This window comes from Polaromonas sp. (genome assembly GCF_039930745.1).
Classification (GTDB): Bacteria; Pseudomonadota; Gammaproteobacteria; order Burkholderiales; family Burkholderiaceae_C; genus Polaromonas.
Window position 1 is genome coordinate 13,029 of sequence record NZ_JBDTTH010000013.1, and the last position, 22,650, is coordinate 35,678.

The 22,650-nt window shown below is 58.3% G+C and carries 24 protein-coding genes; all 24 read left to right on the forward strand.

The features are described 5' to 3' along the window. The first annotated feature begins 1 nt into the window (after position 1). Positions 2–1,126 (forward strand): GDP-mannose 4,6-dehydratase, encoded by a 1,125-nt coding sequence (gene gmd, locus ABI660_RS06805; RefSeq protein WP_348066225.1) that lies wholly within the window; start codon positions 2–4, stop codon positions 1,124–1,126. Positions 1,127–1,129: 3 nt separating this feature from the next. Beyond that, positions 1,130–2,101: a GDP-L-fucose synthase gene (locus tag ABI660_RS06810; protein ID WP_348066227.1), complete on the forward strand. Its 972-nt coding sequence runs from the start codon at positions 1,130–1,132 to the stop codon at positions 2,099–2,101. Positions 2,102–2,174: 73 nt separating this feature from the next. Continuing rightward, on the forward strand, positions 2,175–3,968 hold the full coding sequence (locus ABI660_RS06815) for an ABC transporter ATP-binding protein (protein ID WP_348066229.1): 1,794 nt from the start codon (positions 2,175–2,177) through the stop codon (positions 3,966–3,968). Next, positions 3,962–4,960: a UDP-N-acetylglucosamine 4,6-dehydratase (inverting) gene (gene pseB / locus ABI660_RS06820; RefSeq protein ID WP_348066231.1), complete on the forward strand. Its 999-nt coding sequence runs from the start codon at positions 3,962–3,964 to the stop codon at positions 4,958–4,960. The genes ABI660_RS06815 and pseB overlap by 7 nt, the downstream gene beginning before the upstream one ends. A gap of 3 nt (positions 4,961–4,963) precedes the next feature. Continuing rightward, a complete protein-coding gene (gene pseC / locus ABI660_RS06825; RefSeq protein WP_348066233.1) occupies positions 4,964–6,124 on the forward strand; it encodes a UDP-4-amino-4,6-dideoxy-N-acetyl-beta-L-altrosamine transaminase in 1,161 nt (386 codons plus the stop codon). After that, positions 6,124–7,032, forward strand: coding sequence for an aldo/keto reductase (locus tag ABI660_RS06830; RefSeq protein WP_348066235.1), 909 nt, complete (start codon positions 6,124–6,126; stop codon positions 7,030–7,032). The genes pseC and ABI660_RS06830 overlap by 1 nt, the downstream gene beginning before the upstream one ends. A 13-nt stretch (positions 7,033–7,045) precedes the next feature. Beyond that, positions 7,046–8,365: an aminotransferase class III-fold pyridoxal phosphate-dependent enzyme gene (locus tag ABI660_RS06835; protein ID WP_348066237.1), complete on the forward strand. Its 1,320-nt coding sequence runs from the start codon at positions 7,046–7,048 to the stop codon at positions 8,363–8,365. 19 nt (positions 8,366–8,384) lie between these two features. After that, entirely contained in the window at positions 8,385–9,461 is a 1,077-nt protein-coding gene (locus tag ABI660_RS06840; protein ID WP_348066239.1) for a hypothetical protein, read from the forward strand. After that, positions 9,455–10,477, forward strand: coding sequence for an N-acetylneuraminate synthase family protein (locus ABI660_RS06845; RefSeq protein WP_348066241.1), 1,023 nt, complete (start codon positions 9,455–9,457; stop codon positions 10,475–10,477). Before ABI660_RS06840 ends, ABI660_RS06845 begins: the two co-directional genes overlap by 7 nt. Further along, on the forward strand, positions 10,444–11,166 hold the full coding sequence (locus ABI660_RS06850; protein ID WP_348066242.1) for a class I SAM-dependent methyltransferase: 723 nt from the start codon (positions 10,444–10,446) through the stop codon (positions 11,164–11,166). Before ABI660_RS06845 ends, ABI660_RS06850 begins: the two co-directional genes overlap by 34 nt. 7 nt (positions 11,167–11,173) lie before the next feature. Further along, on the forward strand, positions 11,174–11,860 hold the full coding sequence (locus tag ABI660_RS06855; RefSeq protein WP_348066244.1) for an acetyltransferase: 687 nt from the start codon (positions 11,174–11,176) through the stop codon (positions 11,858–11,860). 20 nt (positions 11,861–11,880) lie between these two features. Continuing rightward, a complete protein-coding gene (locus ABI660_RS06860; protein ID WP_348066245.1) occupies positions 11,881–12,648 on the forward strand; it encodes a TylF/MycF/NovP-related O-methyltransferase in 768 nt (255 codons plus the stop codon). Positions 12,649–12,653: 5 nt separating this feature from the next. Beyond that, a complete protein-coding gene (locus tag ABI660_RS06865; protein ID WP_348066246.1) occupies positions 12,654–13,571 on the forward strand; it encodes a hypothetical protein in 918 nt (305 codons plus the stop codon). Further along, a complete protein-coding gene (locus tag ABI660_RS06870; RefSeq protein ID WP_348066248.1) occupies positions 13,568–14,272 on the forward strand; it encodes a WbqC family protein in 705 nt (234 codons plus the stop codon). The genes ABI660_RS06865 and ABI660_RS06870 overlap by 4 nt, the downstream gene beginning before the upstream one ends. Beyond that, positions 14,269–14,976, forward strand: coding sequence for an acylneuraminate cytidylyltransferase family protein (locus tag ABI660_RS06875; RefSeq protein WP_348066249.1), 708 nt, complete (start codon positions 14,269–14,271; stop codon positions 14,974–14,976). The genes ABI660_RS06870 and ABI660_RS06875 overlap by 4 nt, the downstream gene beginning before the upstream one ends. Positions 14,977–14,985: 9 nt before the next feature. Further along, entirely contained in the window at positions 14,986–15,726 is a 741-nt protein-coding gene (locus ABI660_RS06880; protein ID WP_348066250.1) for a glycosyltransferase family protein, read from the forward strand. 38 nt (positions 15,727–15,764) lie between these two features. Continuing rightward, positions 15,765–16,688 (forward strand): Gfo/Idh/MocA family oxidoreductase, encoded by a 924-nt coding sequence (locus tag ABI660_RS06885; protein ID WP_348066252.1) that lies wholly within the window; start codon positions 15,765–15,767, stop codon positions 16,686–16,688. Beyond that, positions 16,685–17,977, forward strand: a complete 1,293-nt coding sequence (locus ABI660_RS06890) for a DegT/DnrJ/EryC1/StrS family aminotransferase (RefSeq protein WP_348066253.1) — start codon at positions 16,685–16,687, stop codon at positions 17,975–17,977. The genes ABI660_RS06885 and ABI660_RS06890 overlap by 4 nt, the downstream gene beginning before the upstream one ends. Continuing rightward, entirely contained in the window at positions 17,974–18,513 is a 540-nt protein-coding gene (locus ABI660_RS06895) for a GNAT family N-acetyltransferase (RefSeq protein WP_348066254.1), read from the forward strand. The genes ABI660_RS06890 and ABI660_RS06895 overlap by 4 nt, the downstream gene beginning before the upstream one ends. A gap of 112 nt (positions 18,514–18,625) precedes the next feature. Then, positions 18,626–19,387, forward strand: coding sequence for a hypothetical protein (locus ABI660_RS06900; RefSeq protein WP_348066256.1), 762 nt, complete (start codon positions 18,626–18,628; stop codon positions 19,385–19,387). A 104-nt stretch (positions 19,388–19,491) separates the two neighbouring features. After that, positions 19,492–20,697: an N-acetyl sugar amidotransferase gene (locus ABI660_RS06905; protein WP_348066258.1), complete on the forward strand. Its 1,206-nt coding sequence runs from the start codon at positions 19,492–19,494 to the stop codon at positions 20,695–20,697. Between the two features lie 21 nt (positions 20,698–20,718). Continuing rightward, a complete protein-coding gene (hisH, locus tag ABI660_RS06910; protein WP_348066260.1) occupies positions 20,719–21,333 on the forward strand; it encodes an imidazole glycerol phosphate synthase subunit HisH in 615 nt (204 codons plus the stop codon). Beyond that, the gene (locus ABI660_RS06915; RefSeq protein ID WP_348066262.1) at positions 21,327–22,088 is read left to right on the forward strand and encodes an imidazole glycerol phosphate synthase cyclase subunit; all 762 of its coding nucleotides are present in this window, start codon (positions 21,327–21,329) and stop codon (positions 22,086–22,088) included. The genes hisH and ABI660_RS06915 overlap by 7 nt, the downstream gene beginning before the upstream one ends. Before the next feature lie 27 nt (positions 22,089–22,115). After that, positions 22,116–22,646, forward strand: coding sequence for a GNAT family N-acetyltransferase (locus ABI660_RS06920; protein WP_348066264.1), 531 nt, complete (start codon positions 22,116–22,118; stop codon positions 22,644–22,646). Positions 22,647–22,650: the final 4 nt, after the last annotated feature.

The window sequence follows — 22,650 nt, forward strand, 5'->3', positions numbered from 1 at the left end:
AATGAATCAAAAAGTTGCATTGATAACCGGCGTGACCGGCCAGGATGGGTCTTATCTTGCGGAATTTCTGCTCGAAAAAGGCTACGTCGTGCACGGCATCAAACGCCGCGCGAGTTCTTTCAACACCGAGCGCGTTGACCACCTGTACCAGGACCCGCACATCGATCACCGCAACTTCGTGCTGCATTACGGCGACCTGACCGACAGCAGCAACCTGACACGTATCCTGCAGCAGGTTCAACCCGACGAGGTCTACAACCTTGGCGCGCAAAGCCATGTTGCTGTGAGTTTTGAATCACCCGAATACACCGCCGATGTCGACGCGATTGGCCCGCTGCGCCTGCTCGAGGCGATTCGAATACTCGGCCTCGAAAAGAAAACACGTTTCTACCAGGCGTCGACTTCCGAGCTCTACGGCCTGGTGCAGGAGACGCCGCAGAAGGAAACCACGCCGTTCTACCCGCGCAGCCCTTACGGCGTGGCCAAGCTCTACGCATACTGGATCACCGTCAACTATCGCGAAGCCTATGGCCTTTATGCCTGCAACGGCATCCTGTTTAACCACGAGAGCCCGCGCCGCGGTGAGACCTTCGTGACGCGCAAGATCACGCGCGGTTTGGCCAACATCGCGCTTGGCCTCGAAAACTGCCTGTTCATAGGCAACATGGACGCATTGCGCGACTGGGGCCATGCCAAGGACTATGTGCGCATGCAGTGGATGATGCTGCAGCAAGACCAGCCCAGGGATTATGTGATCGCTACCGGCGTGCAATACACAGTGCGCCAGTTCATCGAGAAGGCCGCGCTGCAACTCGGCATCACGCTCAGATTTGAAGGCCAGGGTGTCGATGAACGCGCCATCGTGCGTTCTGTTGAGGGCGACAAGGCCCCGGCTGTCAAGGTCGATGACGTGCTGGTCAAGGTCGACCCTCGCTACTTCCGGCCCGCTGAAGTCGAAACCCTGCTCGGCGATCCGGCCAAGGCCAAGAAGGAGCTTGGCTGGATTCCCGAAATCACGCTGGACGAGATGGTCCAGGAGATGGTCGCGCACGACCTCGAAAGCGCACGCCGGCATGCATTGCTCAAGCATCACGGTTATGCGGTGTCTGTCAGTAAGGAAGATTGATCGATGGGGACGCAGCCCAAAATCTACGTGGCAGGACACCGCGGCATGGTCGGCAGTGCGATCGTGCGTACGCTGACCGCACGGGGGCATGACGCGCAGTGCATTCTCACCCGCACCCATGCCGAGCTCGATCTGGTGAACCAGCTGGCAGTCGCTGATTTCTTCGCGAGCGAAAAGCCGGACGAAGTCTACCTCGCGGCGGCTAGGGTAGGCGGCATCCATGCCAACAACACGTATCCGGCCGAGTTCATTTACGACAACCTCATGATGCAGGCCAACGTGATACAGGCCGCGCATGCCCATGGCGTGCAGAAGCTACTGTTTCTTGGCTCGAGTTGCATCTACCCAAAATTTGCGCCACAGCCCATGGCCGAGGATGCACTGCTCACCGGCAAGCTAGAGCCTACCAATGAACCCTATGCCATCGCGAAAATCGCCGGCATCAAGCTTTGCGAAAGTTACAACCGCCAGTACGGCCGCGACTACCGCAGTGTCATGCCGACCAATCTCTACGGGCCTGGCGACAACTATCACCTACAAAACAGCCACGTGATTCCGGCCTTGATAAGACGCTTTCATGAAGCCAGGGTCACGGCTGCGGCGCAGGTTGAGATCTGGGGCACCGGAACACCCAGGCGCGAATTCCTGTATGTCGACGACATGGCGGCCGCCAGCGTTTACGTGATGAACCTTTCACAAGAAGACTACGCGGCGCAGGTGCAGCCGCAGCTCAGTCATATCAATGTGGGTTCCTGCAGCGATGTGACGATCGCCGAACTGGCCGACGCCGTGGCCAGGGCCACCGGTTACGCCGGCCGCATTGTTTTCGACCCCGACAAACCCGACGGTGCGCCGCGCAAGCTGATGGATTCCGGCCGCCTCAACGCCATGGGATGGAGGGCCACGGTGGCGCTGGAAGAGGGCCTGGCCCGTGGTTACCGAGATTTTCTTGGCCACACGGCCCGCGAAAAATGAGCACCAGCAGCGTCAGTGCCAGATTGCGCGTATTGCAGCAATTGAACGTCGCGCGCGATGAGGGGGACTTGTCTTGATCGAGTTGCTCAAGCGCCTTTGGCGGCATATCGACAACCGGCGCAGGGGCCAGCTCGGCGCCCTGTTCTTGTTGATGATACTGACGTCGTTTGCCGAAGTCGTCAGCATCGGCGCCGTGCTGCCTTTTCTGGTAGCGCTTACGACACCGGAGCGCATTTTTGAACACTATCTCGCGCAACCCTACATCCAGGCCTTCAAGATTACGGATGCCAGGCAATTGCTGCTTCCAATAACCGTCGCGTTCGGGCTGGCGGCCCTGGTCTCAGGCGCCATGCGTTTGCTGTTGCTCTGGACGCAAACCCGGCTCAGCCACTCTGTCGGCTCCGACTTCAGCATCGGCATTTACCGGCGAACCCTATACCAGCCCTACGCAGTTCATGCCGCAAGAAACAGCAGCGAAGTCATTGCCGGCATTGCCGGAAAAGCACACGGTGTCGTGCACAGCGTGATCCTGCCTATCCTCACCATCCTGGGCTCGACCATGGTGCTGGTCGCCATTCTTCTGGCCTTGTTCGCGATTGAGCCGGTTGTGGCTGTGACGGCATTCGCCGGCTTCGCGGCCATCTATGCAATGGTCATCGGTACCACCCGAAAGCGTTTGGCGAAAGACAGCCGGAGAGTCAACCAGGAGTCCAACCAAGTCATCAAGGCGCTGCAAGAGGGTTTGGGGGGCATACGCGACGTATTGGTCGACGGCACCCAGGCCACTTACTGCAACATTTACCGCGATGCGGATATCCCGCTGCGGCGTGCCCAGGCGAACATTCAACTCATCAGTGCCAGCCCGCGGTTTTTGGTCGAATCGCTGGGCATGGTGTTTATCTCCGCGCTGGCGTATTCGCTGGCGATCCGCCAGGAAGGCGTGGCCGGTGCCATTCCCATTCTCGGCGCGCTGGCCATGGGCGCGCAGCGCCTGTTGCCGGTGCTCCAGCAGTGCTACTCCAGTTGGACCGCGATTCGCGGCGGCCAGGATTCACTAAGGGATGCGCTCAACCTGCTGGACCAGCCGCTTCCCGCCCATGCCGATCAGGTGCCGCCTGCCCCGTTGCCGTTCACCCAGGCCATCACGCTGAACAATCTGGCTTTCCGCTATTCGCCACAAGCACCATGGATATTGAAGGGGTTGGATCTCACCATTCCCAAAGGTGGTCGCATCGGATTTATTGGCGCAACTGGTAGTGGAAAAAGCACTCTCCTCGACATCGTCATGGCATTGCTGCGGCCCGATCAGGGAACCATGGCCATCGACGGAACCATCGTCAACGCTCAAAATCAGCGCGCATGGCAGGCGCATATCGCGCATGTGCCGCAAGCCATATTTCTCGCCGACACAAGCATCGCCGGGAACATCGCATTCGGCGTGACCCCCGGGGAAATCGATCTTGAAAGGGTCAAGGTCGCCGCGCGAAGGGCGCAGATCGCGGAAACGATCGAAGCCTGGGACAAGCAGTACGACACCTTTGTTGGTGAGCGCGGCATTCGTCTGTCGGGAGGGCAGCGGCAGCGCATCGGCATCGCGCGCGCTCTCTACAAGCAGGCCAATGTCATCATTTTCGACGAGGCCACGAGCGCGCTTGACGGCGAAACTGAAAAGGCCGTCATGCAGGCGATTGAAACCCTCGGTAACGAATTGACGATCCTCATCATCGCCCACCGCCTGACCACCCTCAAAAATTGCTCGCTGGTCGTTGAACTGTCAAACGGCGAGATAAAGCGCACCGGTACGTATAAAGAACTGGTTGAAGATAATATTTCGATTTCGGATAACGAGCCCAAAGCACTATGTTAAACGACGCATCCATACTAATCACAGGCGGCACCGGTTCGTTCGGCAATACCTTTGTGCCGATGACCTTGGCCAAATACAACCCCAAAAAAATCGTCATCTTTTCCCGGGATGAAATGAAACAGTGGGAGATGCAGAAAAAATTCGGCAATGACGAACGGGTCCGTTTCTTCATCGGCGACGTGCGTGACCGTGACCGCCTCTATCGCGCGCTCGACGGTATCGATTACGTCGTACATGCGGCGGCAACAAAAATCGTCCCGACAGCGGAGTACAACCCCTTCGAGTGCGTCAAGACCAACATCAACGGCGCCATGAACGTCATTGACGCGTGTATAGACAAACGCGTCAAGCGCGTCGTTGCACTGTCGACCGACAAAGCCAGCAGCCCGATCAATTTGTATGGAGCCACCAAGCTGGCGTCCGACAAATTGTTCGTGGCCGGCAACTCGTATGCGGCGGCGCATGACACGCGCTTTGCCGTCGTTCGTTACGGCAATGTTATGGGGTCGCGCGGGTCGGTCATTCCGTTCTTTATGTCCATCAAGGATAAAGGTGTTTTACCGATCACCGATGAGCGAATGACGCGTTTCATGATCACGCTCGAGCAGGGCGTGGATCTGGTCTGGCATGCCTTCGATGACATGGTTGGCGGCGAGATTTACGTCAAGAAGATCCCTTCGATGAAGGTGACCGATCTGGCTAAAGCCGTCGCGCCACGGGCGCAGCTGGAGTTCATCGGCATCCGTCCCGGAGAGAAACTGCACGAGCAGATGATTAGTGAAGAAGACGCCTTCTACACCTACGAATACACCGATCATTTCAAGATACTGCCGGCCATCAATGGCTGGTCTAACAGCCCGGCCCGTATCAAGGACGGCGTGAAAGTGGTCGAGGGTTTCAGCTACACGAGCAACAACAATCCCGAGTGGATGAGCGACGCGGAACTACAGGCCTGGATGGTCGCCAACGCCGACGGCATCGGGAAAATCTGAGCCATGATTCCGTATGGCCGCCAGGACATCACCCAGGCCGACATCGACGCGGTGATTAGCGTGTTGCAGTCCGATTTTTTGACGCAGGGCCCGATGGTGCCGCGGTTCGAGCAGACTGTCGTTGCGCATACCGGGGCCCAATACGCCGTGGCTGTGAACAGCGCCACTTCGGCATTGCACATCGCGTGCATGGCGCTGGGCCTGGGGCCCGGAGACTGGTTGTGGACCAGCCCCATCACTTTTGTCGCCTCCGCCAATTGCGCGCTGTATTGCGGCGCGCTGGTTGACTTCGTGGATATCGACCCGCTGACTTACAACATTAGCGTCGAAGCCCTCGCTGCAAAGCTTTCCGAGGCGGAGAAGGCGGGGCGGTTGCCTAAGATCGTGGTGCCGGTGCACCTGTGCGGCCAACCGTGCGACATGGCTGCCATCCGCCAATTGAGCGAGCAATACGGATTCAAGGTGATCGAGGATGCCTCACATGCCATCGGTGGCCGATACAAAAACAAACCCATAGGCAATTGCCTGTTCAGCGACATCACGGTCTTCAGCTTTCACCCCGTCAAAGTGGTCACCACGGGTGAGGGCGGTATGGCGATGACCAATGACCCCGCGTTAGCCCAGGCGATGAACCTGTTTCGCAGCCACGGCATCACGCGCGACCAGTCGCAAATGACGCATGAGGCCGACGGCGCATGGTACTACCAGCAAGTGGCGCTTGGCTTCAATTACCGGATGACCGACATACAGGCCGCTCTGGGCGTCAGCCAGATGACCCGGCTGGAGGCTTATGTCACCCGGCGGCACGCCTTGGCCGCAAGATATGACGAACGGCTCAAAGGCTTGCCCGTTATCACCCCATGGCAGCATCCAGATGGTTATTCGGGTCTGCATTTATATGTCATACGTGCCGGCTCGGTCAGCTCAGGTATATCGCATCGCCAGGTGTTCGACGCTTTGCGCGGGTATGGCATCGGCGTCAATCTGCATTACATCCCTGTTCATACCCAGCCCTATTATCAAAAAATGGGCTTCAGGCCAGGGCAGTTTCCCGCAGCGGAGTCGTATTATGCGGAAGCCATCAGCCTGCCCATGTATCCGCAGTTGACTGAAGTCCAGCAGGACAAGGTCATCGCTGCATTGACTCAGGCCTTGCAGGAGTGATGGCAGCAAACACCTCATCGGCGAGCACAGGTGCCCAAGCCGCGCGCCTGGCACTTGGCAGCGTGCAGTTCGGTCTTGCCTATGGCGTTGCCAACCGTGATGGGCAGGTTGCTCCGGCAGAGGCTGGCGAAATCGTCGAAACGGCAAGGTCCGCGGGGATCAACACCATCGACACGGCCATTGGCTACGGTGACAGCGAAGCTTGCCTTGGCAATATCGGCGTGACCGACTTTCGGATCGTCACAAAACTCCCCGGTTTGCCGGTTGGGCTTGTCGATGTGCCAGCCTGGGTGGAGAAAGAATTCGCTCAAGCCTTGCTTCGTTTGCGGCTCACCCGGGTCTACGGCTTGCTTCTGCACCGACCGTCCGATTTGTCGGGCCCCCATGGAGTTGCGCTGTGGGCGGCCATGGCCGAACTGAAAAATCGGCAGCTGGTCGAAAAAATCGGAGTGTCGATTTACGAACCGACCGAATTGGACTTTTTAACCGCCAGCTTCAATATCGATCTGGTGCAGGCGCCGTTCAATTTATTGGACCAGCGCTTGAGCAGCAGTGGATGGTTGGCTCGCCTGAAGCAAAAGAACGTTGAAGTTCATACCCGGTCGGCATTCCTGCAAGGCTTGCTGTTGATGTCCCGCGAAGAGATTCCTTCAAAATTCAAACGCTGGGATGGTTTGTGGGAGCGCTGGCATCAGTGGTTGCAGGCCGGCGACACCACGGCACTACAGGCCTGCCTGGCCTTTCCGCTGTCGTTCGAACAGATCGACAGGGTGGTGGTCGGGGCGGACAGCGCACAACAGTTCCGGCAGATCCTGCAGGTGCTGGCCAGGCCTTTGAGCCATGACTTGCCTGAACTGAGTTGCGATTCGGCAGATTTGATTAACCCGGCTATTTGGCCGAGCCTTTAGTAGAAAGCCTCACATGAATGCAAACCCCAACGGCACCGGCCAGCAACTCTGGAAGCGTGCGAAACAGATCATTCCCGGCGGCAACATGCTGCTGTCCAAACGTGCCGAGATGTTCCTGCCCGATCTGTGGCCTGCCTACTTCAGCAAAACCAAGGGCTGCAAGGTCTGGGACCTGGACGGCAACGAATACACAGACATGTGCATCATGGGCATCGGCACCAACACCCTCGGCTACAACCATGAGGAAGTGGATGCCGCAGTGATAAAGACCGTCGCCGCTGGCAACATGTCCACGTTCAATTGCCCCGAAGAAGTCTACCTGGCCGAGAAGCTAATCGAGATTCATCCGTGGGCTGATATGGCCCGCTTTGCCCGTTCAGGTGGTGAAGCCAATGCCATCGCCATTCGTATCGCCCGTGCCGCCTCGGGCAAGGACAAGGTCGCTATCTGCGGTTACCACGGCTGGCATGACTGGTATCTGGCCGCTAACCTCGGCGACGATAACCATCTGGCCGGCCATTTGCTGCCTGGCCTCGATCCCAAAGGTGTGCCGCAGAACCTGCGCGGCACGGTCTACCCGTTCAACTACAACAACTACGCCGAGCTCGAAGAGATCGTCGACAACAACGACATCGGCGTCATCAAGATGGAGGTCATGCGCAACAAGGGCCCCGAGGACAACTTCCTGCAGCGCGTGCGTGACCTGGCAACCAAGCGCGGAATCGTGTTGATCTTTGACGAATGCACCTCGGGCTTCCGCCAGACTTTTGGAGGCATTCACAAAATGTATGGCGTCGAACCTGACATGGCCATGTTCGGCAAAGCGCTGGGCAACGGTTACGCAATGACCGCCACCATCGGCCGCCGTGAAATCATGGAAAGTGCGCAGTCCACCTTTATCAGCAGCACCTTCTGGACCGAGCGCATCGGCCCTACCGCGGCGCTGAAAACTCTGGAAGTCATGGAGCGTGAGAAGTCTTGGGAACGCATCACCGAGACCGGAACCGGCATCATGGCGCGCTGGCAGACGCTCGCGAAGAAGCATGGCTTGACGGTCAATGTGGCCGGTTTGCCGTCGATCGCCAGTTTCGGCTTTGACGGCCCCAACGCGCTGGCCTACAAGACCCTGATTACGCAGGAAATGTTGGGCAAGGGCTACCTCGCCAGCAATCTGATCTTCTCCAGTCTTGCGCATACGCCCGACGTGGTCGACGGCTATTTCAACGCGCTGGATCCGGTTTTCGGCCTGATCAAGGAGTGCGAGCAGGGCCTTGACGTGATGTCGCTGCTCAAAGGCCCGATCTGCCATGCCGGCTTCAAGCGGCTGAATTGAGAAACTGCGACCGTCGGGCATGCAAACGGATCTGGCCTCTCTGCGCATCCTCTTCGTCACCGTCGCCAGTCAGGCAGTCGGTTTCGGACACCTGAGCCGTTGCCTCGCGCTTGCGGCCCATGCGCAAAAGCGCCATGCCGATATCGGTTTTCTGGTGTTTGGCGGCATTGCCGCAGAAGATCGCATCAAGGCGGCCGGTTTTGGCTGCATCCGGCTCGATGAGTCGGCCCTGAACGCCGGCCATTGGCCGCCAACCGCGCATCTGCGAGCGGATGCGGTGATGGCCGACCTGCTTTTCCCGTCCTTCGACAGCGCTTGTCGGGATGTCGATGGGCTGTTCCGGGGCCTGCGTGGCCTGGGCCGCCTGCTGGTGGCCATCGATGTGTTGGGCGAAGCCTCATTGGTGCGGCGTTTCCCCGAGGTGCCCGCCGATGTGGTGGTCAGTCCCTATGTGGCGCCGCCGGTGCAAACGTCCGGGCTAAGCTGGCGCTTCCTCGAAGGCGCGCGTTACGCGCTGCTTTCCCCCGACTACGCCGGCCTGGCGCCGCGAACCCAGCGCAGCAGCGCCAACCGGGTGCTGGTCAGTTGCGGCGGCAGCGACCCAAAGGCGTACACTGCCGAGGTTTTGAGGGGGCTGGAGCGCCTGAAGCGACGGCTCGAGATTCGGGTCGTGATCGGGCCGATGTTCGGCGCCGGGCTGCGGCAGCAAATACAGGTGCTGGTAGACGAGTCCCGGCATGCGGTCACCCTGGTGAAGGCGGCGTCCTCACTACGGGATCAAATGCTGTGGTGCGACCTGGCGATAGGCGCGAACGGGCTCACCAAGTACGAGCTGGCGGCGACCGCGACGCCGTCGCTGTTGTTTTCCATCGACGCGCATCACGAAGAGGTCAATCGCCCGTTCGCGGCGAAGAAGACGGCGGTTCACCTCGGCATCGGCATCGGCATAGGGGCCGAGACCGTGAGCCGGGAAGCCGAAAGATTGTTGAGCGATGTCGCCTTGCGCAGCGAAATGGCGGCGCGCGGCCGTGCATTGGTGGATGGGGTGGGCGCACAACGCCTGTTTGACGAAATAAAGAAGGAGTTACCTTGTTAAAGAACGAGTTGAAGATTGCCGGAACACCGGTTGGCGGCGCAGCAGCCCCGTATGTGATCGCAGAGATCGGGTCGAATTTCGACAAGAACCTAGACAAGGCGCGCAAGCTCATCGACGTGGCCGCCGAGGCCGGCGCCAATGCCGTCAAGTTCCAGCTGTTCCGCGCCGACTTCCTGTACCCGAACGGCGGCGAACTCCACGACATATTCAAGTCCATCGAACTGGACCCCGAGTGGGTGCCGATTCTCGAAAAACATGCGCGTGAGCAGGGCTTGCAATTCCTGGCCTCCGCCTTCGACCTGAAATCTGTCGACGTGCTGGAAGCCGTCAACACGCCGGCACACAAGGTGGCGTCCTCGGAGACCACCAACCTCGGTTTTCTGCACAAACTGGCTTCGACCGGCAAGCCCGTGATCATCTCGACCGGCATGTGCGACATGGTCGATGTCGAGGAAGCCGTCAACGCTTGCCTGGGAGCCGGTAACGATCAGATCGTCCTGCTGCAGTGCGGTGCGATGTATCCCTTGCCCAACGAGCTGGTCAACCTGCGCGTGATCCAGTCGCTGGCACAGCGCTTCAATTGCCCGGTCGGTTTCTCCGACCATACACTCGGCCTGACTGCCGCGATTGCCGCGGTAGGCCTTGGTGCGACGGTCTTCGAGAAGCACTACACCCTGGACAAAAAGGGCGCTGGCCCGGATCACTTCTATGCGCTGGAGCCGCACGAACTGAAAGCCTACGTCACGGGTGTGCGGGAAGCGCACGAAGCGCTCGGCTCCGGCGAGAAGCAGATGCTTCCCAAGGAACGCGAACTCGGCCGCCGCGAGGGTCTGTACCTTGCGCGCAACATGGCTGAAGGCGAGACGATCACCGCCGCCGACATCGTCAGCAAGCGTCCGGCTGTCGGCTTGCGCGCCCGGTACGCGACGTCGATCATCGGGGCCAGGTTGACCCGGACGGTGGACAAGGACCAGCCGCTGGATTGGGAGATTTTGACTTTTGGAGACACCAAATGAGCGTTGCGAATCACGCCACGGACGAGTGGAACAAGGAAATTCTGCGCGAGAAGCAGGAGCGCAAGTACCCGAAGTGGCCCAACGAGGTAATGCTGAAGATCCTCTTCGGTGGAAGTGATTATTTGAAGGCCCCCTTCAAGCCGCAGCCTTCATGGCGCGTGCTTGATGTTGGCTGCGGCTTCGCCAACAATCTCGTGCCCTTCGCCGATATAGGCTGCGAATGCCATGGCGTGGACCTGCATCCGGAAATGGCTGCCACGGTGCAGGAAATCATGGACGAGCGCGGCTACAAAACCAAAATTCAGGCGGGCAGCAATCGCGTGCTGCCTTATCCCGACGGTCACTTTGATCTGCTGTTATCGGTGAACACCCTGCACTACGAGGGCAACGAGGAAAACTTCCTGGCAGCGCTGAAGGAGTTTCGCCGTGTCCTGAAGCCGGGCGGCGGCGTCTACATCTCCACCGTGGGTCCTGAGCACGAGATCTACCGGCGCGCCGAGATGCTGGGAGACCATCGCTATCGCATCCGTGATTTCGATTTCCGCAATGGCGAAGAATTTTTCTTTTGCGATTCCGAGCGCTATCTGCAGCATTACTGCGAGCAGGTGTTCGAGACGGTGGAAACCGGACGCTCGACCGAAAAACTGATCAAGCTGCCGCTTGATTTCCTGATCGCGCTTTGCCGTTGAACTGCAAATGAGCAAACCCCTTGTCATCTTCGGCACCGCGGAAATGGCCGAGCTCGCCCGGTTTTATTTCGAAAATGACAGCGAGTACCGTATCGTCGCTTTCACGGCAGACGACGGTTTTGTTGAGGGCGACAGTTTCCAGGGCTTGCCCCTGGTGCCGTTCAGCGAGGTCGTCAAACGGTTCCCGCCGGCCGAATATGGCATGCACGTCGCGTTGTCGTATGCGCGCCTGAATCGGCTGCGTCAGGAAAAGTACGAACAGGCCAGAGCGGCAGGTTATGCGCTGGCTTCCTATGTATCCAGCAAGTCGGTTAGCTGGCCGGGTCTGGCTGTGGGCGACAACTGTTTCATCCTCGAGAACCAGACCATCCAGCCGGGCGTGCGTATCGGCAACAACGTGATGATCTGGTCGGGCAACCATCTCGGCCACGGCAGCGCGATCGGCGACCACACTTATATCGCCTCGCATGTAGTGATCTCCGGGCATTGCAAGATCGGGCAACGCAACTTCTTCGGCGTAAACTCCACGCTTCGCGACTTCTGCACTATCGGCAACGACTGCTTCATCGCCATGGGAGCGGCTGTCGCCCGCGACATGCCGGACGGCTCGGTTGCACTGGCGCCGCAGGCCGAGATTTATGCGGCAGATGATCGCCGCGCAAAAGCGCTCAAACGCATGTATTTTAAAATCTAACGAAAGATCGGGGCCTGGAAATGTCCAGTAATAAAGATTTCGGTTACACCATGGAAACCAAGGCAAGCGTGCAGAACCTCGAGCATCGCGAATTGCTTTACCAGATGTTCAAGGACCGGCCGATGCCGGACGATCAATTGCTGATCTGCCTGGGCCTGTTCATGCGCAGCTCCGCACTGACGAAAATCCTGTTCGTCAACGAAGCCTATCAACTGATCCTCAACCAGCCCGGCGTGATCGTAGAGTTCGGCACTTGGTGGGGCCAGAACATCGTGCTGTTCGAGAACCTGCGCGCGATATACGAGCCCTTCAACCAGAGCCGCCGTGTCATCGGTTTCGATACCTTCAAGGGGTATCCCGAAATTTCGGACAAGGACCGGGGCAGCGAGACTATAAAGATCGGCGGATACAAGGTTGCGGAGAACTACCGCGAGTACCTCGAAGGACTGATCGACTACCACGAGAAGAACAACGTTCTTGCCGCGATCAAGAAGCATGAGCTGGTGGAGGGCGACGTCAGCGAGAGCGCGCCGGCCTGGTTCGCCAAGAACGACGATGTGATCGTCGCGCTGGCCTATTTCGACATGGCGCTCTACGAACCGACCAAGGCCGCTCTCGAGGCGATCAAGTCCAGCCTCGTGCCGGGCAGCGTCGTCATGCTCGATGAGTTGAATAACAAGGACTATCCCGGCGAGACGCGGGCGTTTAAGGAAGCCTTCAAGAACATGAAATACCGCGTCAAAAAGTCGCAATTCATGACCGACCGCACTTTTATCATCATCGAATAAACGTGATGCAGAACAGGAGCGTGCAGCGGTGGCGCAAGCTCGGGTTGATCATTCAACCGGACCCGCGCCTGTCCTGGGCGCAGACCCACTGCATGGTGCCTACGCCCCATGTTTTGGGGAACGGCCTGGTGAAGGTGTTTTTCTCCGGCCGCGATATCCTGAACCGCTCGCATATCGGCCATGCGATCGTGGACCTGAATCGCGACGGCCGTGTCGTCGACTACCCGTCCGAGGCGGTGCTAAAGCCGGGCGCACTGGGTTGTTTTGACGACAACGGCGTGACGCCGTCCTGTGTGATCGACCTGCCGGACGGCGAACTGGGCCTGTATTACATCGGCTGGAATCCGGGCTCCACCGTGCGCATGCATATCTTCGGCGGACTTGCGATCAGCAGTGACCAAGGTAAGACCTTCGAACGCTGGTCGCGCGCGCCTATTCTCGAGCGCACGCGTACCGACCCCTACCTGAACACCGCCCCTTGGGTGGTTCGCGACGGCGACGGCTACCGCATCTTCTACGTGTCGGGTCACGAGTGGCTGCACAAGGATCTGCCGCGCTACAACATCAAGACTGGCTATTCCCGGGACGGCAAGCACTGGGTGCGCGAAGGCCATGTCTGCCTCGATTTCAGGGATGAGAATGAACATGCGCTGGCACGACCTTATGTGGTTCTGGAAGACGGCTTGTGGCGCATGTGGTTTTCCTACAAGAGCGCCGACTATCGGATCGGCTACGCCGAATCGAAGGACGGACTCAACTGGGAACGCCTCGATCACCTCGCCGGTATCGACGTTAGCCCCTCGGGGTTTGACAGTGAAATGACTGAATATGCTGCTGTCGTCAAACACGACGGCATGCGCTTCATGTTCTATAACGGGAACAACTATGGCTTCGAGGGCATCGGGCTGGCGGTGACCGAATGATGCGCGTTGCGATCATGCAGCCCACCTATTTGCCTTGGTGCGGATATTTCGGCCTGATGCAGGCCGTGGATGTTTTTGTACTGCTCGATTCGGTGCAGTTCGCGCGCCGCTCATGGCAACAGCGCAACCAGATCAAGGCCGCCAATGGTGTGCAATGGCTGTCGGTGCCGGTCCTTTCGAAAGGTAAACGGGATCAGCTCATCTCTGAAGTCGAGGTCGATAGGACTGGAAATTTCGCGTTGGCGCATCGCAAGACCATCGAAATGAGCTACGCCAAAACGCCTTTCTTCAAGGCCTATGCGGACGACTTGCTGCCGCTGCTGGACAACCCCAGCCCGCGCTTGTCCGACCTGACCATAAGCCTTATTCTTTGGCTCAAGAGTCAGCTCGGCATCACCACTCAGGTGCTGCGATCCAGCGAGCTGGGCGGTAGCGGTGCCAAGGGCGAGTTGCTGGCTTCTCTGTGCCGGGAGCTCGGTGCCAGCAGCTACATTTCCCCGCCAGGATCGAAAGATTACCTAGACGAAACCGACGCCTTTGAAAAAATCGGTGTGCCGGTGAAATACTACGAATTCAAGCACCCGGTTTACCCGCAACCTTTTGGCGATTTCATGCCCTATATGTCCACCATCGATATGTTGTTTAACTGCGGTGAACGCAGCCTTTCGCTGATTGAGAGCGGGATCGAGGTGAAGCCATGAGGCGTCTTGCCATCATTCCTGCTCGCGGTGGGTCCAAGCGCATCCTCAACAAGAATATTCGCGATTTCTGCGGCCGGCCCATGATCACGCACGTGCTCGGCGCGGCACGCGACAGCGGCCTGTTCTCCACAATCCACGTGTCTACCGAAAGCGAAAGTATCTGCAATGTGGCGGCTGGTTTCGGTTTTCCGCCTGAATTTCCGCGCCCGGACGAGCTGGCCGACGACCACACGCCCGTCATGCCGGTGTTGCGCCATGCGGCCCAGGAGTATCTTCGGCGCGGCCAGGCCTTCGACGAAATCTGGCTGCTGATGGCCTGCGCTCCACTTGTCGACGCCGATGATCTGCGCAAGGCTGCCGGCTTGTTCGAGGCGTCGGGCGGACAGCAGCCGCTGCTGGCCGTCTCTGAATACCCGGCCCCGATCGAATGGGCCTTCAGCCGTGGCGAGAGCGGCGCGCTGACGCCGGTGCAAGCCGGCATGTTCGCGGTGCGTTCCCAGGACCTCGAGAAACACTATTTCGACGCCGGCAGCTTCGCCGCTTTCCCGGCAGCGCGTGTACTCGAATCGCAGGGCGCCGGCTCCGACAGCGGATTCATCGGCTATGCGCTGCCCAAGGGGACAGCCATCGATATCGACGACGAGCAGGACTGGCAATTGGCCGAGGCGATCTACCGCGTGCGTGCTGCACGCTCCGCAAAATAGAGACAAAGCATGAAAATCGTTGCAACCATCGAAGCGCGCATGACCTCCTCGCGACTGCCTGGCAAGGTGATGCTGCCGGCGCTGGGCCGCCCCATGCTTGCTCACCTGACCAGCCGCCTGAAGGCGGCTCCCTCGATCGACGAGATCGTGCTGGCCACCACTGTGAACGCCGCCGATGACATACTCGTCGATTTTGCCAAAAAAGACGGCATCAGGGTGTTTCGCGGCAGCGAGGAAGACGTCATGGCGCGCGTCATTGGCGCCGCCGAGTCGGCCCAGGCCGACGTGGTGGTCGAGATCACCGGTGACTGCCCCATCATCGACCCCGACCTGGTCGAGCAGACCATACGCGTGTTCAAGCACCACCAGGTGGCGTACTGCGCCAACTCATTTTTCAGCAGCTATCCGGACGGCATGGACACCCAGGTGATCACGCTGGATGCTCTGAAAAAATCGTTTTCCATGACCGACGATCCTCTTGATCGCGAACACGTCTCGCGCCATATAGTGAACAACCCGCAGCTGTTCCCGCACGCCTATCTGGTGGCGCCGCCGTCGCTGCATTGGCCGGGCCTGGGGCTCACGCTGGACGAGCCCGCAGACTACGAACTGATACGTACCCTGATCGAGAATCTCGGTAAGGAGAACCCGCTATTCGGCTGCGGCGACGTGATCCGTTTCCTGCGTGTGAACCCCGAGTTGCTTGGGGTCAACGACATGGTCAAGCGCAAAGACCTGCGACCGACGTGAAGCACAAAGTCCTCCTCATCGGTTTGGGCCAGGTGGGCATGGGTTACGACTTCGATGCGGCCGATCCCGGGGTCGTTTCTTCGCATGCCAGGGCTTTTGCCAGCCACCCCGACTTTGAACTGGCCGGCGGCGTCGATCCCGACGCCACTGCCTGCGCCCGATTCAGGGAGCGTTACGGCGGCTGGGCCGGCGGCGACCTCGCCGAGGGTCTGACCACGGTCCGTCCCGAAGTTGTGGTGATCGCCGCACCGACGGCATACCACGCCGAAGCCGTGCGTATGGCGCTGCAGTACGCCAGACCCAGGCTTATCCTCTGCGAAAAGCCGCTAGCCTATGCGCTGGATGAGGCCACCGCCATGGTAGCGGCCTGCCGCGAAGCCGACTGCCTGCTGTATGTGAACTACCTACGCCGGGTCGAGCCGGGCGTGCTCGAAATCAGGCGCCGCCTGCAGGATGGGCGTATCGCCATGCCGCTAAAAGGCGTGCTCTGGTACACCAAAGGCTTGCTGCACAACGGCTCGCATTTCTCGAATTTGCTGGAATTCTGGCTTGGGCCCATCGAAAAATTCATGGTCATCAATCCCGGACGCGCTTGGGGCGATCGGGACATCGAACCGGACGTCCAGGTGACATTCGCCGGCGGTGAAGTAACCTTCCTGGCGGCAAGTGAGGAGCATTTCTCCCACCACGAAATTCAACTGGTCGCTCCCAATGGCTGTTTGCGTTATGAGCAGGGGGGGGCAAAAATCCTCTGGCAAGCTGCAGGCCCGGACCCGGCTTTTCCGGAGTACACGGTATTGTCCCTGCCCGGAGAAAGAGTCGTCACTGAAAGCCGCGCACTGCAATGGCAGGTGACGGATAATGTGAGCCTTCGCTTACGCGGCAAACCCACGAATTTGTGCAGTGGCGAAGACGCTCTGCAAACCCTGGAATCGCTTTTGAAAATGAAGGCAGCATTATGAACAATCAGAGCGCGAACGACACGCTCGCCCTGCTTGGTGGACCCAAGCTGATCACTCAGACCTTCAGCCGCTACAACCCACTCGGTCCCGAAGAGGTCGAGGCGGCGAAGAAGGTGGTGGAAAGCGGCGTGCTGTCCCAGTTCATTGGCTGTTGGGATCCGGATTTCTTCGGGGGCCCCAAGGTGCAGGAGTTCGAACGCCAGTGCGAGAGCTATTTCAACGTCAAGAACGCCGTTACATTTAATTCGTGGACATCTGGTTTGGTTGCCGCCGTTGGCGCAGTTGGCATAGAGCCCGGAGATGAAGTCATTGTTAGCCCGTGGACAATGTCCGCCAGTGCGACAGCGATTCTGCACTGGAATGCGATACCAGTATTTGCCGACATCGAAGCCACTACTTTTTGCCTTGATCCGGAATCGGTGGAGCGCAACATAAGCCCGTACACCCGCGCCATCATGTCGGTCGACATTGCCGGGCATTCCGCTGACATGGATGCATTGCGGAAGATTGCTGATAAGTACAAACTAAAAATCATTTCCGATACCGCGCAGGCGCCTTCAGCGAAATACAAGGGTAGCTATGCGGGAACGCTGGCCGACATAGGTGGCTATAGCCTGAATTACCACAAGCATATTCATACCGGTGAGGGCGGCATTGCTGTAACCAACGACGATGACCTCGCAGATCGCCTTCGTCTGATTCGCAATCACGCTGAAGTGGTGGTTGAAGACAAGGGTGTTACCAACCTGAGCAACATGATCGGGCACAACTTGCGGTTGGGTGAAATTGAATGTGCGATTGGCATTGAACAACTCAAGAAGCTCAATGCAAAGGTCGAATCTCGCCAAAAAATTGCCCATCGACTTGATCGCGGTTTGGCCGGGCTCAAGGGCCTCACGCTTCCGGTAGTGAAAGCGGATTGCACGCATGTTTACTACGTCTATTCGATGAAGCTTGATGTTGCTCTGCTTGGCGTTGACCGCGCCAAAATTCATCAGGCGTTGACCGCAGAGGGCGTGCCAGCGTTGGCAGCCAGCTATCAAAACATTCATCTGCTACCTATGTATCAGAGGAAACAGGCTTACGGTACAAAAGGTTTTCCGTGGACATCTGATATTTGCAGACGCGATGTTGACTACAGCAAAGGCATTTGCCCGGTAGCGGAGGATTTGCACGACCGCAGCTTTCTTGGCTTTGGAATCTGCTCCTTCAACTTCAATGAGGCCGAGGTGGACATGATCATCGCCGCATTTCAAAAGGTGTGGCGCAACATGGAGGCCTTGCGATGATCTACACATTGAGTGATGGCTACATGGTGCGGCCGTTGCAGGAGTGCGATCTCGACGGACCGTATCCGGGGTGGTTCGAAGATCAGGAAGTGTGCAGGTACAACTCACACGGCAAGTTCGCCAAAAATGCCGATTGGTTTCGATCTTTCTATCAGAACCTGAACCGCGAGGACCAACTGGTTTGGGCCATTTGCCACGACAAGGACGGGCACATCGGTAACATCAGTTTGCAGGGCATCTCGTTTGTCAATCGCAACGCCGAATTCGCCATCCTGATAGGCAACCGAAACCATTGGGGTAAAGCTGTCGGCCTGAGAGCCGGTGACGCTTTGCTGCGGCACGGCTTTTTCAAACTGAACCTCGAACGTATTTATTGCGGAACCGCGGCGACCAATGCCGGCATGCAAAAACTGGCTACCCAGTTGGGCATGGTGCGGGAGGGCGCCCGCCGCCGCCACCTGTTTTTGGATGGTGAGTGGGTCGACATGCTGGAATACGGCGTTCTGCGAGAAGAGTTTCAACGCCGGATGCCGTAGCGCGATGTTAGGAGTCGTTGCTCATGATGCAGGTGCTGCGGAAATAATTTCCAGCCACCTCAGGCAGCAAGGGGCGGCGTTCGGTTGCACGCTCGAGGGCGCGGCGCGTCACGTGTTTGAGCGCAAGTTCGGGTTTTTCAAAGCGATGCCTCTGGAAGAACTGATAGAGGGCTCCGACTGGATACTTTGCGGAACCAGTTTTTTATCCGACCTTGAATGGCGCGCAATTGTGCTGGCCCGCGGCGCTGGAAAACGGGTGGTCGCGGTTCTCGACCATTGGATAAATTACCGCCAGCGCTTCTTCCGGCATGGTCAATGGGCCTTTCCGGACGAGGTCTGGGTAGGCGACGAGCTCGGTCTGGCCCGCGCCGGTCAAGAGGTGCCCGAGGCGAAGGCTGTCCTGGTGCCCAATGCGTACTTTCAGGACATCCAGAAAGAGCTGGCAGCGGTCCCGGTCCCCCAGCGTCCTGCCGGTGCCGGCGAGGTGCTGCTGTATGTGTGCGAACCGCTACGTGAGGACGGGCTGGCTTTATACAACGATCCCCTGTATTGGGGCTACACGGAGGAAGACGCCTTGCGTTATTTCCTTTCCAATGTGGGACGCATCAGTTCGCAGGTGGAACGCATCATCGTACGGCCCCATCCCCAGGAGTCGCGTGACAAGTACCTGTGGGCGGCAGACGAATATGACCTGCCGATCGTCACCGGCGAGAATAAGACGCTGTTGGCACAGGTGGTAGAAAGCGATGTGGTGGTGGGTTGTGCCACTATGGCCATGGTGGTGGGCTTGCTGGCCGGCAAACGTGTCGTCAGTTGCATTCCGCCCGGCGCAAAGACGCAGCCTTTGCCTCACGCGACAATTGAACGAATTTAGGTATCCGGAACCGCAGGCAACAGACTGGCGGGCACCGTCGCAAGTCATTGACATCAGAAATCGGACCCGCATCAGGGGCATGAATTGAAGGTATTGGAGGCGTAATGCTCAAACACTGCACGGCATGCAATCTGCCAGAAACATACGAAACCATTGAATTTGATGAAAGTGGCGTCTGCAATATCTGTCGCCAGAAAGAATTCAAGGATCAGGCCGTCGACTGGACAGGACGACGGGAACAGTTGGGCCTGTTGATCGAGGAGTACCGCGGCAAATACGACTATGACTGCATCGTGCCGTTCTCGGGGGGCAAGGACAGCACCTTCACATTGCATTACCTGATGAAGGAATTCAAGATAAAGCCGCTGGTGGTGCAGTTCAACCACGGTTTTATGCGCCAGGGCCTTCTGAAAAACAACGAGCGCACTTTTCGCAAACTGGGTGTGGACGTTGTCAGCTTCACGCCCAACTGGCAACTGGTGAAACGGCTGATGCTCGAGGCCCTGGTGCGCAAAGGCGACTTTTGCTGGCATTGCCATACCGGCATCTATTCCTACCCGATGCATGTGGCCCTTCAGCACAAGGTCCCCCTGCTTTTCTGGGGCGAGCCGTCATCTGAATACACCGCTTACTACGACTACCGGGACGATGAAATCGAAGAGGTCGATGAAGAGAAGTTCAACCGATCTACCAACCTGGGCATCACAGCCGAAGACATGGCCGGAATGATTTCAGGAGATTTCGACTTCGATCCGCGGGACTTCAGGCCGTTCAGCTACCCGCCCTTGCGGGAGCTGAAAAAGCTGAAATACCGCTCCGTCTGCCTGGGGTCCTACATTCCCTGGGACGTCAAGAAGCAGGTGAAGCTGATTCAGGACGAGCTCGGTTGGCAAGGCGACCAGGTGGAGGGTATCCCCTGGACTGAATACCCGTACGAAAAAATAGAATGCCACCTGCAAGGCGTGCGCGATTACATCAAGTACCTCAAACGGGGCTACGGGCGGGTGACGCAAATGACGGCACTCGACCTGCGAAATGGGCGTATCAGCCCGGAAAAAGCACGCCGGCTTATCGACGAACACGAAGGCCGCAAGCCGCATTCGCTGCCGATATTCCTGGATTATGTCGGGCTGACCGAAGAAGAGTTCAACCAGATCGTCGCCAAGACCGTGGTCCCGCCCTACGAGCCCGACTTCAATGCGGAGTACTCCCCGCAGACCTCCGATTTCGAAAATTGGTATCGCGAACCCGATGGAAATATCGGGCCTCGCCGCAAAGTGGTTCCGATCCTGAAGAGCGGCGGGCGCTGAAAACCTGCGGCCATCCAAGACATGATCGGTGTTCTGAATATAGGCATGGGCAATTTGCGTTCGGTAGAAAACGCGGTGTACCAGCTCGGCTTCGATCCGCTTGTCGTGGAGCACCAGGACGGTTTTGACGACCTCACCCACTTGATCCTTCCCGGGGTCGGCAACTTCAGCGCGGCCATGCCCGAAATAGGGGCCCGCGAATTGAAGCGGCCCATTCTGGACTTTGTCGCCAGCGGCCGGCCCTTGCTGGGCACCTGCCTGGGCATGCAACTCTTGATGGGAATTAGCGACGAAGGCGGCGTTCATAACGGCCTTGGCCTGATCGCCGGCAAGGTGGCTCGCCTGCAAGGCGAGGGCCTGCGCGTGCCGCATGTCGGATGGAACATCCTCAACATGACCCGGCCGCACCCAATTTTTCAGGGCATCAAAAAAGGCCGGGATTTCTATTTCGTTCATAGCTACGCGGCGGTGTGCGAGCAGGAAGAAGATCTTCTGGCTAGCACCGAGTACGGCGGGCCGGTGACGGCTGTTGTCGGCCGCGCCAACGTGGTCGGTGTGCAGTTTCATCCGGAGAAGAGTCAGGTGAACGGTTTGCGCCTGATCGAGAATTTCTGCAACTGGGATGGAAAGTGCTGAAGCGCCGCATCATTCCCGTCCAGTTGCTGATGGACGGCCGTCTCGTCAAAAGCAAACGTTTTGCCGATTGGCGCGACGTCGGCGATCCGGTCAAGAGTTCTGCGGTCTATAACTCGCAATATGCCGACGAACTGATCTTCCTCAACATCGCGCGCGACCGCGCTTCGGTGCAACCGCTGGCCGATCTGATGCAAAAGGTTTCCAGGGAATGCTTCATGCCGCTTTCCGTGGGCGGCGGCATCCACAGCTTCGACGACGCGGCCTACCTGATCCAGCACGGTGCCGACAAGGTGGTCATCAACAGCGCCGCCTACGCCGACAAGCCGATGTTGAGCGGCTTGGCAGACCGGTTCGGCTCGCAGGCCGTGGTGGTGGCGATCGACGTCAAGCGGTCTGCCGACGGTAACTACACGGCGTGGTCGAATTCCGGGCAACAACTGGAGCCTGTGGAGCTGCAGGCGCATATGCATAATTGCCAGCTTGCCGGTGCCGGGGAGTTTCTGATCCAGTCGATCAACCAGGACGGGACCATGGAAGGCTTCGATATCGACTTGCTGCGGTTGGCCTGCAAGGTTTCAAATTTGCCTATCATCGGTTGCGGCGGTTCGGGAAACTACAACCACCTGAAAGAGGCCTTCCTCTCGACAGACGTCAGCGCGCTGGCTTGTGGCAGCCTGTTTAACTTTTCTGACAGCAACCCTCTGCGGGCGAAAGCATTTTTGAGCAATTACGACCTGCCATTCAAGGTGGTTTGATTCGTTCAATGAGAGACAATAAAAATGATGACTGACGGCCCTATCGAGACCGCACGCCTTCAGTTGCGCAACCTGACATCGGCGGACGTCACGGAATGCTATTTGTCGTGGCTGAGTGATCCCGAGGTGTTGCGCTATCTGGAAGTACGCTTTTCCAAACCCGGCAGCCTGGAGGAGCTAGGCGCCTTTGTCAAAAACGTTAACGACAGCACGGACACGCTGATGTTCGGCATCTTCCGCAAAGACACGGGCCGGCACATCGGCAATATCAAACTGGGCCCCCTCAAATTCGAACACGCACGTGCGGAAATCGGATTTTTGATAGGGGATCGCTCGTCATGGGGCGCAGGCTACGCTAGCGAGGCGATACAGGCGGTTGCCCAGTTCGGGCTGGATCACCTGAAGCTGGTGAAAATCGGCGCGGGTTGTTATGAGACCAACGTGGGATCGATGAAAGCACTCCTCAAGGCGGGATTCCTGCAGGTCGCGACCATTCCGAACGATGTTGTTTCCGATGGCGTGCGTGTCGCTTCCCTCTTGTTTGCCAAGAACCGTTAAATCG